General features: G+C 68.1%; 17 protein-coding genes. 12 read left to right on the top strand and 5 right to left on the bottom strand.

All coding sequences use genetic code 11. The features are described 5' to 3' along the window. Positions 1-214 precede the first annotated feature (214 nt). Genes EDC02_RS31835 through EDC02_RS31875 form a run of 9 tightly spaced genes read left to right on the top strand, consistent with a single transcriptional unit; the run spans position 215 to position 6683 of the window. Positions 215-598 carry a 6-carboxytetrahydropterin synthase gene (locus EDC02_RS31835; protein WP_123605938.1) on the top strand — a complete coding sequence of 128 codons (384 nt, stop codon included), beginning with the start codon at positions 215-217 and terminating at the stop codon, positions 596-598. Beyond that, on the top strand, positions 595-1311 hold the full coding sequence (locus tag EDC02_RS31840) for a 7-carboxy-7-deazaguanine synthase QueE (protein WP_123605939.1): 717 nt from the start codon (positions 595-597) through the stop codon (positions 1309-1311). Before EDC02_RS31835 ends, EDC02_RS31840 begins: the two co-directional genes overlap by 4 nt. Then, complete coding sequence (locus EDC02_RS31845) at positions 1301-1792, top strand: phosphoribosyltransferase (RefSeq protein WP_233606554.1); 492 nt, start codon at positions 1301-1303, stop codon at positions 1790-1792. Before EDC02_RS31840 ends, EDC02_RS31845 begins: the two co-directional genes overlap by 11 nt. Beyond that, a complete protein-coding gene (locus EDC02_RS31850) occupies positions 1789-2598 on the top strand; it encodes a bifunctional 2-polyprenyl-6-hydroxyphenol methylase/3-demethylubiquinol 3-O-methyltransferase UbiG (RefSeq protein ID WP_123605941.1) in 810 nt (269 codons plus the stop codon). Before EDC02_RS31845 ends, EDC02_RS31850 begins: the two co-directional genes overlap by 4 nt. After that, complete coding sequence (locus EDC02_RS31855; RefSeq protein ID WP_158632386.1) at positions 2595-3281, top strand: thymidylate kinase; 687 nt, start codon at positions 2595-2597, stop codon at positions 3279-3281. The genes EDC02_RS31850 and EDC02_RS31855 overlap by 4 nt, the downstream gene beginning before the upstream one ends. Continuing rightward, positions 3278-4309 carry a radical SAM protein gene (locus EDC02_RS31860; RefSeq protein WP_123607294.1) on the top strand — a complete coding sequence of 344 codons (1032 nt, stop codon included), beginning with the start codon at positions 3278-3280 and terminating at the stop codon, positions 4307-4309. The genes EDC02_RS31855 and EDC02_RS31860 overlap by 4 nt, the downstream gene beginning before the upstream one ends. Further along, positions 4306-5343 (top strand): DegT/DnrJ/EryC1/StrS aminotransferase family protein, encoded by a 1038-nt coding sequence (locus EDC02_RS31865; protein WP_233606555.1) that lies wholly within the window; start codon positions 4306-4308, stop codon positions 5341-5343. The genes EDC02_RS31860 and EDC02_RS31865 overlap by 4 nt, the downstream gene beginning before the upstream one ends. Continuing rightward, positions 5325-5984 carry a PolC-type DNA polymerase III gene (locus tag EDC02_RS31870; RefSeq protein WP_123605943.1) on the top strand — a complete coding sequence of 220 codons (660 nt, stop codon included), beginning with the start codon at positions 5325-5327 and terminating at the stop codon, positions 5982-5984. The genes EDC02_RS31865 and EDC02_RS31870 overlap by 19 nt, the downstream gene beginning before the upstream one ends. Positions 5985-6008: 24 nt before the next feature. Then, the gene (locus EDC02_RS31875; RefSeq protein ID WP_123605944.1) at positions 6009-6683 is read left to right on the top strand and encodes a thymidylate kinase; all 675 of its coding nucleotides are present in this window, start codon (positions 6009-6011) and stop codon (positions 6681-6683) included. Between the two features lie 12 nt (positions 6684-6695). Here EDC02_RS31875 and EDC02_RS31880 read toward each other — a convergent pair whose 3' ends face one another. Both EDC02_RS31880 and EDC02_RS31885 read right to left on the bottom strand, forming a co-directional pair. Then, the gene (locus EDC02_RS31880; protein ID WP_123605945.1) at positions 6696-7229 is read right to left on the bottom strand and encodes an NUDIX domain-containing protein; all 534 of its coding nucleotides are present in this window, start codon (positions 7227-7229) and stop codon (positions 6696-6698) included. Between the two features lie 504 nt (positions 7230-7733). Then, complete coding sequence (locus EDC02_RS31885; protein ID WP_123605946.1) at positions 7734-8141, bottom strand: NUDIX hydrolase; 408 nt, start codon at positions 8139-8141, stop codon at positions 7734-7736. Positions 8142-8415: 274 nt separating this feature from the next. Here EDC02_RS31885 and EDC02_RS31890 point away from each other — a divergent pair, with 274 nt between their 5' ends. After that, the gene (locus tag EDC02_RS31890) at positions 8416-9726 is read left to right on the top strand and encodes a ricin-type beta-trefoil lectin domain protein (RefSeq protein ID WP_199757993.1); all 1311 of its coding nucleotides are present in this window, start codon (positions 8416-8418) and stop codon (positions 9724-9726) included. Positions 9727-9841: 115 nt separating this feature from the next. Here EDC02_RS31890 and EDC02_RS31895 read toward each other — a convergent pair whose 3' ends face one another. The 3 genes from EDC02_RS31895 to EDC02_RS31905 form a co-directional block, all read right to left on the bottom strand. Then, positions 9842-11644, bottom strand: coding sequence for a hypothetical protein (locus tag EDC02_RS31895; RefSeq protein WP_123605948.1), 1803 nt, complete (start codon positions 11642-11644; stop codon positions 9842-9844). Beyond that, positions 11641-12063, bottom strand: a complete 423-nt coding sequence (locus EDC02_RS31900) for a DivIVA domain-containing protein (protein ID WP_158632387.1) — start codon at positions 12061-12063, stop codon at positions 11641-11643. The genes EDC02_RS31895 and EDC02_RS31900 overlap by 4 nt, the downstream gene beginning before the upstream one ends. An 88-nt stretch (positions 12064-12151) precedes the next feature. Beyond that, positions 12152-12412: a hypothetical protein gene (locus tag EDC02_RS31905; protein ID WP_123605950.1), complete on the bottom strand. Its 261-nt coding sequence runs from the start codon at positions 12410-12412 to the stop codon at positions 12152-12154. A gap of 401 nt (positions 12413-12813) precedes the next feature. Between EDC02_RS31905 and EDC02_RS31910 the strand changes: the two genes are divergently transcribed. Then, a complete protein-coding gene (locus EDC02_RS31910) occupies positions 12814-13701 on the top strand; it encodes a helix-turn-helix transcriptional regulator (protein ID WP_158632388.1) in 888 nt (295 codons plus the stop codon). Further along, positions 13682-13882 carry a DUF397 domain-containing protein gene (locus tag EDC02_RS31915; protein WP_123605952.1) on the top strand — a complete coding sequence of 67 codons (201 nt, stop codon included), beginning with the start codon at positions 13682-13684 and terminating at the stop codon, positions 13880-13882. Before EDC02_RS31910 ends, EDC02_RS31915 begins: the two co-directional genes overlap by 20 nt. Positions 13883-13891: the final 9 nt, after the last annotated feature.

Genomic DNA, 13891 nt, shown 5'->3' on the forward strand with positions numbered 1-13891 from the left:
CCGGCGTTGATCCGATCAACGCAGGATCGGATGACATTGGCACGTCAGGTGATGATCGATGACAATCTTTGATCAATTTATTCGATCAAGTCCTAATCGTGTAACATCGATGCGTTAGGTAGGCCTGATTGACGGATTCACGACACGCGGGTGACACAGCGCATTCGTGGCTGGAACATCGGAACCGGGGCCCGGCAGGAGGGCATGATCCGCAGTGGGATACAAGATCGGTAAAGTTTTCAGCTTCAGTGCCAGCCACCAGTTGCCCGATCTCCCGGCCGAGCACAAGTGCGCACGCCTGCACGGGCACAACTACCGGGTCGAGGTCACCTTCCGCGCAGATCAACTAGTCCCACCAGGGTTCGTGACCGATTTTGGGGATCTGGCACCATTCAAGGATCACCTGGACGACAAGATCGATCATCGCCATCTCAATGACGTCATGGCACATCCGCCGACGAGCGAGAACCTGGCCACGCACCTCGCGATCTGGATCATTGATAACCTTGAGCCCGGTATCCACGGGACGTTGATCTCGGTACGGGTTCACGAAACGGACTCCACCTGGGCGGAGTACAGCCCGGACCGAACCAAGTGATCACCGTGAACCAGGCGACCCTCAACGAGGGAAATCTGCGGGTCTCCGAACTCTTCGGCCCCACCTTGCAAGGCGAGGGTCCCTCCGCCGGACAACGCGCGCTGTTTGTCCGCCTTGCTGGATGCAACCTCGACTGCGCCTGGTGCGACACCCCGTGGACCTGGGACTGGTCGCGTTTCGATCCAGCTGAAGAATCCCGCGAAATGGAACTCTCCACCCTTGTCGACTGGGTGTTGGGGCGGGAGGCCGACTTGATTGTGATCTCCGGCGGAGAGCCGATGATCCAACACCGGCGGTTGCTGCCGCTGGTGTCCGCGATCCGGTCCGCAGGACGGCGGGTGGAGATCGAGACCAACGCCACGGTCGCGCCCCACCACAGCCTTGTGGATCTGGCCACCTTCAATGCATCACCGAAGCTGGCTGGTTCCGGTGTGCCAGCCAGCCGTCGTATCCGGCCCGCCGCGCTCCGTGCCCTGCGAGCGTGCGGTAAAACCGTGTTCAAGTTCGTCGTAAGCGATCATGCTGATGTCGCTGAACTGGTCGACTTGCAGCACCGGTACCAGCTCGCGCCGGTGTGGGTCATGCCGCAGGGAGTCACCGAGGAGGCCGTGGTCTCGGGCATGCGTGCCCTCACCGGTCCCGCACTGGCACATGGCTGGCACCTCACACCGCGGCTCCACGTGCTGCTGTGGGGGAACGAACGTGGCCGCTGAGCCCCCGCCGATCGCCCTCAGCTGGCCCGAAATCGACACCATTGTCGGCCGGCTCGCGTCCGGCGCCCGAGCCGACGGAACGCCGGACGCGGTGGTCGGCGTACTACGGGGCGGACTCGTACCGGCGGTGATGGTCGCCCACGCGCTCGGTGTACGGACGGTACGGGCCATCGAGATCGTGCACACCCAGAGTGACGCCGTCGGTGCGAGCAAGACGGCGGAGCCGCAGGTGTCCAACCCGGCCAGCCTCGGTGACCTCGCCCAGCTGGACGTGTTGGTGATCGACGACATCGTGGGCACCGGTGCCACCATCGCGCGCACCGTCGACCTCGTCCGGGCCGCCGGGGCGGTCCGGATCCGCACCGCCGCCTGCGTTGCCAACCGCGTCAACTGGCGTGGCCCGGGTCGTCCCGATCAGGCCGTGTCACTGCTCGGGGACGAGGTATCGGGGTGGGTGATCTTCCCGTGGGAGACCCGATGACGGCTCACCAGACCCGGCCGGGCACGCCGATGATCGGACCGTACTCGGTCAATCAAATGGACGACTTCCCCGCAGCGATCGCGGACGGCGAGGTTAAACCATCGGGCGTCATGAACCTGGCACAGCGGCTGTACATCGCGCAGCGGTGCCCCGAGCGCACCCGCGTCGTGGACGTGTGCTGCGGACGCGGTCTGCAACTGCCGACCTTCTACCGTTACTGCGACATCGATCGGTACGTCGGGCTCGACATCTCCCCCGACAACCTGACCGAGGCACGCGCAACCGTCGACCGGCTCGACGCCCGCTACGGCGGGCCGCGTTTCCCGATCGAGTTCGTCGAGTGCGACGCAGCCGCGCCCTGGCCGGCGGCGGTCGGCTCGGGATTCGACGTGGCTGTCTACACGTCGGCGCTGGAGCACCTGCCTCGCACAGCGGCGGTGGCCAGCCTGCGCCACATCGCCGACGCACTGCGCCCCGGCGGGCTGCTCTACCTGTCCACCCCCAACACCCCTGGTGACCCGCCTCGACCGTTGCAGTACCGGGTCCACGTCTATGAGTGGAACATCGCGGAGCTTGAGCCGGTCCTGGCCGACTGCGGCCTGACCGTCGAGCATCGGGTAGGGCTGCTACCGCCACCAGCCGGGCAGGCCGCTGCGGCGCTGACAGCCCGGTTCGGTACTGGCGCGGCGGAGTGGTACGAACAGCTGCGCGTGACCGTGCCGCCCGCGCTGCTTGCGCCGATGGTCGCTGCGGCTCTCCCGGAGGCGGCGACAGAGGTGCTCTACGTGTGCCGGCGGGCGACGTGAACCGCCCTGCCCACCGCTGGGTCAGCGTCGAGGGGATCAACGGGGTCGGCAAGACGTACCTGAGCAGCCGGCTCGCCAACCGGCTCGGCGGCTCCTGCCGGATGCTCAGCGAACTGACCGACCAGGGAGCCGGGCAGGGGCCCGACCAGCTGGCCGGGCGGGTCGTCGCCGCCCTCACCGGCCCCGGAGGCACCTTCCTGCGCACCGGACATCCGTTGACTGAGACATTCGCCCTGTTGGCGCTAAAGGTGTACGAGTACGAACGACTGACCCGCACCGCCCCGCGTCCGCCCGCCGTGGTGCTGGAGGACCGTGGGCCGGACACGGTCGCGGTGTACCAGGCCGCCATCCTCGGCTCCGGCCAGCCACCCGACGTCGCCCAACAGGCCATGCGCCGGCTCGGTGAGACGGTCGAGTTGTGGCGGCCTCAGCCGACGCTGACCCTGCTGCTTGTCGACGACCTCGACCGCTGCATTGATCGGTTCGAGGCACGGCTCGGCGCGCCGCTGGCTCCGGCCGACCGGGATCTGCTCGCCCGGATCGCGCGTCTGTACGACGGGCTCGCCGCCGCTCATCCGCACCGTATCCAGGTGGTGAACCTGACCGGCCGGACCGAAGAGGACGTCCTGGACGAGATGGACGCCTGGTGTCGCCCGGTGTTGCGACAGGCCGATGCCGCATGACCGGGGTGTCGCTGCTGTGGGCGCTGCGTTCGCCGTGCAACCTCGGTTGTCGGTACTGCTACTTCGGCACCGTCGAGGAGCACCGGGCCGGTTTGCCCGACGGACCGGGCATGCTGTCCCACCTGTCCCGTACCGATCTGGACCTGACCGACATCGTCGCGTTCGTCGACACGCTGCCTGGCTCGCGGGTCGATCGGATCTTCATCGCCGGGGGCGAGCCGTTGATCTGGCCGCCGGTGTTGGATGTCGTCGCCGCGATCAAAGCGGCCGGGGTCCAGGTGGTGCTCTGCACCAACGGGATTCCGCTGAACCGGCCGCAGCTCGTGGAGCGGATTCTCGCCATCGGTGTGGATGCCGTATCGGTCTCGCTGGACTCCGCCGATGCCAGCTACAACGATCACTGGCGTCCAGCCCGCAACGGCCAGCACGGCCACGTCGACGTATCGCACGGGATACGAGCGCTGCTGGGCGCGCGTGGCACGGGGTCCACGCCCCGAGTGGGCATCTACACGGTGATCACCCGGCGGAACCTGGACGCGGTGACCGAGATGGCCGTGCTGGCTGCCCGGCTCGGCTGTGACTATTTCGTACCGCAGCCGATAGCCCTGCAGCGGGGCCATCCGCTGCATCAGACCCTGTCGCTCACCCCGGCTGACGCGCCGGCTTTGGAGCGTGTGCTGGATCGCCTCTATGCCGAGCAGCCGCTACCACTGCCCGCGCCAACGTACCCGGGTCAGGTCGTCGCCACGGTCGCTGCCGCAGTTCCCGGCATGGTACGCAACTGCTTCGGCGGCACGAACCTCTTCTTCATCGAGCCCGATGGCAGCGTTTGGGACTGCCCGTCCAGCTTGAAGATCGCCGCCAGTGCCCATCGGCCGCGTCGCGACATCCGTGGCAACAGTGCCAAGGCGTTGTTCGGCCCGGCCACGACGTGTGCCGACTGCGCATTGTTCTCGGTCGACTGCGTAAACATGTGGCCTTTGATGGACTTCGACAGTTTCCTGTGGGCAGCGGGGAGCTCGTCGTGACTGGTACCGCTCACACCGAGGCCCTGGAGCGGGAGCTCGCCGCCCAGTTCGGCGTTCGACATGCCGTCGCGGTCGCCTCCGGTACCGCCGCGCTGCACACCGCCCTGGCTGCGCTCGACCTCGGCCCAGGCGACGACGTCCTCGTACCGGCGCTGTCGGTGGTCATGTCCGTCGCACCGGTCATCCATGCCGGTGCCCGGCCGATCTTCGTCGACTGCACCCCGGACGGCACTGACTTCGATCACGATGACCTCGCCACCAAGATCACCGCCGCCACCAGAGCGATCCTGCCGGTGCATCTGTGGGGCCGGGTCGGGGACTCGGTCCGGCTGCTGCGGCTCGCTCGCAGGTACGGGGTGGATGTGGTGGAGGACGCCTGCCAGGCCCAGGGCACCCAGGTCGGCGGCCGGCATGCGGGCACCTTCGGCACCATCGGCTGCTTCAGCATGAAGGACGGCAAAGTGCTGTGGTCGGGTGAAGGCGGGTACCTGCTCACCGACCGGGACGACCTGTACGCGTACGCCCGCTCGTTCCGGTCCCACCACCAGCCTCCGTACCCGGGTGTCCGAGCGACCCGACCAGGGCACAACTACCGGCTGGCCGAGCCCCTGGCCGCCGTCGCGCGGGCCAACCTCGCCCGGTTCGACGCGCTCCTCGCCCGACGCAGGCGGCAGGCCGGGCTGCTCCGTGAGCTGTTGTCCGGGACCCCGGGCATCGAAGTCGTTGACGTGTCTGCGGAGCAGCAGTGGAACGGGTACAGCCTGCTGGCCTCGGTGACCCTGCCGGCCCCACGCGCGTTCTGCGAGCACCTGGCCCGTCAGGGGGTGCCAAACAGCGTGGGCACGTTTCGTCTGGTGCCGGCCGACCGCCAGCCCGTCTTCGCCGGACTCCCGACCACACCGTGCCGCAACGCGGCGGCGGTCGTCGACCGCACCTTGGCCGTTGTACTCAACGACCACGATCACGACGGTCGCCTGGACCGATACGCGAAGACGATCATTCGGGAGGCTCGCCGATGGCACCGACCCTGCTGACCGACGACGCCGACTTCCGTGCTGTCTGTTTCGTGGTCATCGACTTCGAGGCCACCACGCCGACCGGGTACCGCCCCGAACCCATCGACGTCGCGGCGATGGCGCTGCGGCCGCGCGGTGCCGAGCTGATCGAGGTGGGCCGGTTCACCGCGCTGATCCGGCCGCCGGGCCACGCCTCACTGGCCCGTTCCGACACCGACCAGACCGGCATCACCGCCGAGATGCTGGCTGGGCAGCCGGATGCCGCCACCGTGCTGGCCCGGCTCGACGCCCGCCTGACCCGGCCGCCGTACCTGTTGGTCGCGCACAACGCCCCGACCGAGGCCGGGATCCTGTACGACTACCGCGCCCACTGCCCCCGGTTGGCCGCAATGGACTTCGTCGACACGGTCCGTCTCGCCAGGGCCATCTTCCCTGCGCTGCCCTCGCACCGACTCGACCTGCTCATCCATCACCTCGGGCTCTCCTGGCCTGCTGGTCGACACCGGGCGATGCCGGACGTCGTGGTCACGGCCGACGTGTTCCGCCGCGTCGTCGCCGATGGGGTGCGGACCGGCAAGTGGCGATCCCTGCGCGAGCTGCGTGCCGTGGGCGGCTACCAGTCCAGGGGCGGCCGACCCGAGCAGGCTGCCCTGTTCTGATCCCGTCGGTGTGAGGAGGACAACATGTCCGGCGAGCCACGCGATCGGGGACGGCTGGTGTCCATCGAGGGGTTGAGCGGGGTCGGCAAGACCTACCTGACCAACCGACTGCTGGAGAACTATCCCAGCGAACTCCGCCCGGCGCTTCTCGAGGAATTCTCCCAACGGCCGCGCTCGGGCGTGGACCTCGGCCGCGAGTTGCTCGGGGCCCTGATCAGCGCGGCCGACGGCGACCCGTTCCTGCGCGGCGGGCACTGCGGTACCGAAACACTGCTGCTGCTGGCGATCAAGATGTTCGACTACGAGGCCGGCTCCGCCGCCACACTCGCCACCGGCCGTACGGTGATCGAGGGCCGCAGCGTGCACTCGATAGCCGTGTACCAGTCGCTCATCGCGCACCGCGACGACGAGGCCGCCTACCGGCACGCTGGAGCGATCCTCCGGCTTGCGGCCACCTGGCGACCCTTGCCCGATCTGACCATCCTGATCGTCGACGACGTGGTCGAGGCGGTGCGTCGGGCTGAGCAGCGCGACGGTCGGCACTACACCCCGGAGCAGTGGCGGTTGCACCGGCGTGCCGCCGCACTGTTCGACCGGCTCGCGGCGGATGCCGGGAGCCGAATCGTCGTGCTCGACCGGCGCCGGCTCACGATGGGCCGGGCCATCGAACGGATGGCGCAGCTCATCGACGCGGCTTGACCCGATTCGTGGTCAGGTCAGTGCGGCGACCAGCGGACGGATCGCTGTGATCGGATCGACCACACCGCCGACCACGTCGTCCAGGCAGGAGAACAACACCGTCGCGAGCACCCGGGTGTCATCGAACATCGACAGCTGGGGCAGCTCGTCGGGGCCGAACCAGTCGAACCGGTGCTCCCCGGTGCCGGCGGGACCCGGATCGTCCGCCACGGCCACGTACTGGTGGTCGATGTGTATGTGTGGCTCTGCCAGGTGGCTGTCAGGGGGAACGTCCTGCTCGACGATCCACCAGGGAGCAGCGACCGGCGCGAATGGGAAATTGGTCGGCAGGTCTGGGGTCGGCGGGTTGATCAGGCGTACGCGGTGCAGCCCGGACTCTTCCTCGACCTCGCGTAGCGCGGCCTCGACCTGGGTTTCGAAGGACTCGACGTGGCCACCCATGATCATGTGCCGGTGGAGGCGGGGATGTTCGATCAGACCCAGGCGCCAACCCGCGCTGAAGCGGTGAAAGACAAAGGCACCAGCAGTCGCATGCTTCACGGTCATCTCAAGATCCGCATCCGCTCGGCGAATGGATCATCCCGACGAGTGATCCATGAATGACTTTGCCACATTTTTCGGCACCTGTCTCCCCGCCATGCCGGCCGTTACTCTACGAAGGATCTGCGCCGAGCCGTCATCCACCCCACCCCAAAGGAATCGACACCCATCGTCACCGTTTTGCCCGTTCAATGAGACACAGGTCCGCCCCGTTTCATTCGCCATCGAGCACTTCCACGGAAGTCTCCGCAGGTGAGAGGACTTCACATCGGGCACACCCCACCGAGACCGAGGCACCGGCCACGACAACGGACAGAAAGCCACGCGGATACGCTCCGTGAAGCGACAGGCCACCGAAACAGTAGACGCGAATGCACCAAGCGTTATCGAACGTGAAGCGTCAAGCCATTCTTGGCGCTCTGCCCATCGGCCGTTATGACTATAAATATTAGCCGTACAGAGTATATTTTGGATCTTGCAGGTCGCTGCGAAAGTGGACGCCGCACGGACTCAGCCCAGTAGTTGGTCCAGATCAAGTTGGTCGAGCAGGTTGCGCATGGGGAGGAAGAGTGGATCAGGCATCGTGGGCGGGGCGGTCCAGCGCAGGTCGACGAACTTGTCCGGCTCGCGGACCTGGGGACTGCCGCGCAGGTGGTCGCTGATCATCCAGATCGTCACGTAGTGCCGGGCGGCGTCGAACACGTCGTTGGTGACCGCGCCGAAGCGTACGTTGGTGATCTTGACGCCGGTCTCCTCCGCGACCTCCCGCCGCGCGGTCTGCTCGAAGCTCTCCCCGTGTTCGAGGTGGCCGCCGGGCAGCGACCAGGTGCCGGCCCCGTGGGCACCTTTGCGAAGGCCCATCAGGAAGCGACCTTCACTGAGCACGAAGACCGCCACCCCGACCCGCGGTTGCTGCACGCCGATCAGCTAACTCCGAGCCGCCCGGACCGTCAACCGCAGGCAGCGCGCCGTACAAGCATTGACAGACGTCGTACGTCATACCACCATGGCTATCTATATTGATGCTGGCCTACGTCCGGGCCGGCAGGCCGAATGCACCAGACCGGCCGAGACCTGCCGCCGCAGCTTCGGTCACCCTCCTGCCGAGGGTGGACGCCACGGCGGCCCTCCACTGTAGGGAGACGATCCTGTGTTACATCGCAAACGCTCGGCCCGCTGGATAGGGACGGTCATGGCCGCTATGGTCCTGGCCGCCGCCAGCGCGTATGTCGTCACGAACGTGACACCGGCGGCTGCGGCCACCACTGCCGGCTGTGGTCAGGCCCCCGGGCTGAGCAGCGGCACCCACACCATCTCCAGCGGCGGCAGGAACCGCAGCTTCATCCTCCGACTGCCTGACAGCTACGACAACACCTACCCGCACCGGCTTGCCTTCGGGTTCCACTGGTGGGGCGGCACCGCCAACGACGTCGCCTCGGGCGGAACCGACGGCTACGCCTGGGCCTACTACGGCATGCTGTCGCAGTCGAACAACTCCACGATCTTCGTCGCCCCGCAGGGCATCAACAACGCCTGGGCCAACACCAACGGCGAGGACGTGACCTTCACCGACGACATGATCCGCGTGATCGAGAACGCGCTCTGCGTCGACACGACGCAACGCTTCTCGGTCGGGTTCAGCTACGGCGGCGCGATGAGCTACTCGTTGGCGTGCTCCCGGCCGACCATGTTCCGCGCGGTCGCGGCCATCGCGGCCCCCGGCGAGATCAGCGGCTGCAGCGGCGGCACCCAGCCTGTGGCGTACCTGGGAATCCACGGAATCAGCGACAACATCCAAAGCGGCCGGTCGCTGCGCGACAGGTGGCTCAGGAACAACGGTTGCGCCGCGCAGAACGCTCCCGAGCCCGCGCAGGGAAGCCTGACCCACATCATCACCACCTATTCGTGCCAGGCCGGCTATCCGGTGGTCTGGGCTCCGTTCGACGGCGGCCACCAGCAGGGCCCGGTGGACGGGTGCGCAGGTTGTGAGAGCGGCGCGCGCAGCTGGGTCAAGCCCGAGGTGTGGCGGTTCTTCACCCAGTTCGGGTCCAACCCGCCGCCGACCAGTCCGCCGCCAAGCAACCCGCCGCCGACGACGCCGCCGCCCGGCCAGGCGAACGTGATGATCGCCGGCAGCCAGTCGAACCGCTGCGTCGACGTCCCCAACGCCAGCACGAGCAACGGCACCCGGGTGCAGCTGTGGGACTGCCACGGCAACAACAACCAGCGCTGGACCTATACCGCCAACCGTGCCCTCACCGTCTACGGCAACAAGTGCCTGGACGCCAGCGGGGCGGGCACCAGCAACGGCACCGCTGTGCTCATCTGGGACTGCCACGGCGGCGCGAACCAGCAGTGGAACATGAACAGCAACGGGACCATCACCTCCGCTCAGTCGGGACTCTGCCTGGACGCCGTCGGCGCCGGCACCGCCAACGGGACGCAGCTCCACCTGTGGGCGTGCCACGGAGGCGCGAACCAACAGTGGAGCACCCGCAGCTGACGGTCCGACAACCCCGCACAACCGCAGCTCGGCGGTGGCGGCCGTCTCTCTCGGCCGCCACCGCGTCGAACCGCTCGGCCGGCATCAGCTCGGCACCCTCACCCAGCCAGCCGGGCTACCTCGGGTGGTCTGTGGTGACGGTGTGGGTGCCGTCGGGGTGGAGGCGGACGGTGACAGGTTCGCCGGGCTGGGTGGCGGCGTGGCGGCGTACCTGGGTGATGCAGGCTGTGGTGTCGGTGAGGGTGCCGGCCGTTGCGGGCTGTTGTGGGACGGGTATCGGTTGTTCCGGGTCGGTGGGGATGGTGGCGCGGAGTGCGCCGTGTAGGTAGCGGTGGCAGAGCGCTACGGCTTCGGGCAGGGCGGCGCTGGTGGGGACGGGGTCGACGGCCAAGCGTGTGGCCGGGTCGACGACCCGGACCGACCAGCTGTGGCCCTGGGACAGTTCGGGTCGGCCGATGGTGTTGCGGTGGTCGATGACGGTGATGTCCAGGGCGAGGCCGAGGCCGCGGATCAGGGCGGCGAGTTCGTCGAGGGTGGGGCCGGGCCAGCCGTTGGCGAGGACCATGATGCGGGCGCCGTCGTGGGTGGCGCCGACTTCACCGAGGTACGCGTCGACGGGGTCGCCGCCGGTGTGGGGGACCTGGCTGACGCCGTTGCGCAGGTGCTGGTCGATGACGTGTTCGCCGTCGATGTCGGTCAGGTCGGTCGGCTGCACGCCGAACCGCGCGGCGAGCGAGCCGATCTGGTAGTGCTCGTCGAGCTGCCACACGGTGGTGCCGGACGGCCGGTCGGTGAGCACCAGGGTGGGCGGTTGCGGGCCGACGGCGGCTTCCGGGTCGCCGGTCGGGTCGCTGTCGGGTCGCCAGTTGCGGTGCACGGTCCGGCCACGCAGGTCGGTGACGGTGAGCACCGCGCCGCGTCGCACCTGGCGGGTGCCGTAGCAGTCCAGGCAGTACGGCGGGTCGGCCCGGTCGGCGCATCGGCCGCACGGGTGGGTGGGGATCGGCTCGCCCCAGTGTTTCGGTGCTGGCGGTTCCCAGCCGCGGACGAATGTGCCGGCGGTGTCGGCGGGTCGCAGGCTGGTGTGCCACCAGTGCCGGTTACGCCAGATGGCCTGCGCGCCGCCGTGCTGCTCGGCGTCGGCGATCATGCGGCGTTCGACCTGGTCCAGGTCGTGGCCGCCGGGGTGCCCGTCCAACCCGACCGGCACCGCACGCCCGGTGAGCGCGTCGCCGGTCAGGTAGTGGGCGGGCAGCAGCGGGTTGGCGACGGTCAGGCCGGTCACCGCCCGTTCGGCGGGGATGCTGGCGAGCGCGGTCGACAGGTCGGCGATCCACCGGTGCTGGTAGTCGGGCACCGCACCGCCGGCATGCTCGAACCGGACATCCCAGCTCAACCCACGCCCGATCGAGCTGGGCCGGACTTCGAGGACCAGGTCGACGTGCAACTGATCGGCGAGCGCACACAACCGGCCGAGCAGCCGGCCCGGATCACCCGGTGGCGGCGGCTCGACGCTGCGGCCGATCAGCACCAGCCACGGCGACACCAGCCGGTTGGTGAGCGCCACCGCTTCCCACCGCAGCCGGTCCCGCTGCGGAACGGCGGGCTGCCACTGCCGGGGCAGCGTCAACCCGGACGACGGCAGCCGGCCCGGCTCGTCGGGGAAGTCGGGGTCACGCAGCGTCGCCTCGACAACGCCCGCGCGGGCGGCGAGGTCGGCAACGATCGGCGCGTACGGCAGCCACCACGTCCCGCCCGGCGTCGGCAACGGCGTGAACGAGCCCGGGACAAGGCTGGTCGACGCCACCTGCCCGGTGTCGAGGTTCGCCACGGTGAACACCCGTTGCGCCCGCCGCCGGTCCGCGCCGACGCCGACGATGTGCAGCGAGCCGGCCGGCACCTTGTTGACGCCGTTCACGCCGCCACCCCCGCCCCGAACCGCTGCGACTGCTGGGTCTGCTCGAACTGCTGCGACTGCCAGTCCCGCAACGCCTGCTTGAGCCGGGCGTTCTCCTCCCGGGTGGAGCCAAGTTCGGCGCGCAGCGCGGTCAACTCGTCGGCGACCAGGTGCAGGAACGCCCGTACCTCGACCGGGTCGCAGCCACGCCGCACACGGTCACCGAACGAACGGTCGCGGACCAGGCCGGGGCTAATCGACGGCCGCACCGGCCTGCCGTACAAGTGACCGGCGGCGTTCGGGGCGGGCCGCACCGGCCGGCGCAGCCCGGCCGCGACGTCGGCCGGCCGCCGATCGTGGCGGGCGATCTCGGCGAGCAACCGCCGGTTACGCCGACTCCGCACCGGAGCCCGCCGGAACAAGTCAAGAAATCCACGCACAGCAGGAACCACCTTTCACACAGTCGAAAACCTTCAGAAGTACGGATGGAAAGCGCGCGGTTACGTCGCAGTTGTGCCGCCGCACTGGTCAGCGGTGGGGCCGGCGCGGGCGGGGAGCCCAGCGGAGACCGTCACGCTCGACGAAGATCTCCCGACGCTCGCGGGCCTCACCGTCGGCTGCCAACACATACCCGGCCAACCAGACCCAGCCGTCGTACGTCAGCTTCGCGTCCACTGTCGTCACCCGGAACCGGAAACCCCGCCCGGCCGCGAACTGCACACTCGCCCGACCATCGACGATCAACTCGTCACCGGGCCGGGGATCCGCCGGGGACCGGTCGGCCGGCACGCTACCGATCAGCCGCCGGCACCGTCGTCCGACCGCAGTCGGGACACCACCGCGACTTGACCTTGAAACTGAACAACCCGACGAAGAACCCGAGCAGAACTCCGGAAACCAGAGCACCAAGCGCCACCATGATCAACCCCTCTGATTGGGCTGGGGACGACCGGGCGGGCCCTTGCCGCGACCCGCCCAGCCACCTGGGATTTCAGCGATACGCAGCGGGAAAACGATCATGAACTCGCCGATCCCCGCTACCCAGCAGCCGGCCAGTTGATCAACCGTCCACCTTCGATGCTTGGCCCACACTGACAGGGAAAGCGTGATCTTGCAACACCGCATCCGATAGAAAATTAGTTGGCTCAGAGACTCGTCAAACGACATACTCATGGCGCAGACTGTCTGTTGTGGCAGGAACCCCAACCGTCCAGCGACGACGGCTCGCGACCGAGCTTCGCGCACATCGCGAGGCTGCAGGTCTGACAATTGACCAGGTCATCCAACAGGTGAAGATCAGCAAGTCGACGTTGTCCCGCGTCGAGAATGCCCAGGTCTCGGTGACGACTCGGAACGTCACGAAGCTGCTGCGCCTCTACGGCGTACCCGACAAGGAGGCTGTCGGGCTCATCGAGCTCGCCCGCGACGCCCAGAAGTACAACTGGTGGGTCGACTACTCCGACGCGATGCCGCACGGGCTCGACGGGTACATCGCCTTCGAGGACGAGGCGACCCAGCTCCGCACCTACGACGTCCAACTCGTCAACGGCCTGCTCCAGACGTCGGACTACGCCCGCGCCATCATCAGCGCGGAGTTCCCGGAGGGTCCACCGGAGAAGATTGAGGAGCGGATCGAGCTACGCCTCGCCCGCCAGCGCATCCTGGAACGCAGCAAACCACCCAGGCTGTGGTTCATCTTCGACGAAGCGGTGCTGCACCGGCCGGTCGGCGGCCCGCAGGTGATGGCAGCCCAGCTGGAGCACATGATCACCATGGCACAGCGGCCGTCAATCACGGTCCAGGTGCTGCCCTTCCGCCAGGGCGCACACATGGGCATGGGCGGCCCCTTCGCGATGCTCGACTTCAGCAACCATCCGACGGTCGTCTACCAGGAAAATCTGAGTGGCGCTCTGTACCTGGACAAGGACTACCATGTGGAGATGCACGGGCTGGCGTTCGACCATCTCCGTGCGACCGCGCTCTCACCCGCCGACACGCTGGCCTTCCTGCGGATGAGGGCCGAGGCGATCCTGGAGCAGGGAGCAAGGGAGAGCACCGATGACCACCACCCCCGGTGATCCGCAGCAGCCGATCTGGCGCAAGAGCACCCGCAGCAACGGACAGGCCATGTGCGTCGAGGTCGCCACCAACCTCCCCGCCACAGTCCTCGTACGCGACAGCAAAGACCCCGCCGGCCCGGCACTCACCTTCTCCCCCGCCGGCTGGACGTCCTTCCTCTCCACCCTCACTCGTCCCTGACCTGGTCAG

This window comes from Micromonospora sp. Llam0, from assembly GCF_003751085.1.
Classification (GTDB): domain Bacteria; phylum Actinomycetota; class Actinomycetes; order Mycobacteriales; family Micromonosporaceae; genus Micromonospora_E.

What these genes read in the sequence shown, in the direction of transcription:
- EDC02_RS31880 (WP_123605945.1), bottom strand. Translation starts at nt 7,229, where the DNA reads ATGACCGTGAAGCATGCGACTGCTGGTGCCTTTGTCTTTCACCGCTTC.
- EDC02_RS31915 (WP_123605952.1), top strand. Translation starts at nt 13,682, where the DNA reads ATGACCACCACCCCCGGTGATCCGCAGCAGCCGATCTGGCGCAAGAGC.
- EDC02_RS31890 (WP_199757993.1), top strand. Translation starts at nt 8,416, where the DNA reads ATGGCCGCTATGGTCCTGGCCGCCGCCAGCGCGTATGTCGTCACGAAC.
- EDC02_RS31875 (WP_123605944.1), top strand. Translation starts at nt 6,009, where the DNA reads ATGTCCGGCGAGCCACGCGATCGGGGACGGCTGGTGTCCATCGAGGGG.
- EDC02_RS31860 (WP_123607294.1), top strand. Translation starts at nt 3,278, where the DNA reads ATGACCGGGGTGTCGCTGCTGTGGGCGCTGCGTTCGCCGTGCAACCTC.
- EDC02_RS31870 (WP_123605943.1), top strand. Translation starts at nt 5,325, where the DNA reads ATGGCACCGACCCTGCTGACCGACGACGCCGACTTCCGTGCTGTCTGT.
- EDC02_RS31850 (WP_123605941.1), top strand. Translation starts at nt 1,789, where the DNA reads ATGACGGCTCACCAGACCCGGCCGGGCACGCCGATGATCGGACCGTAC.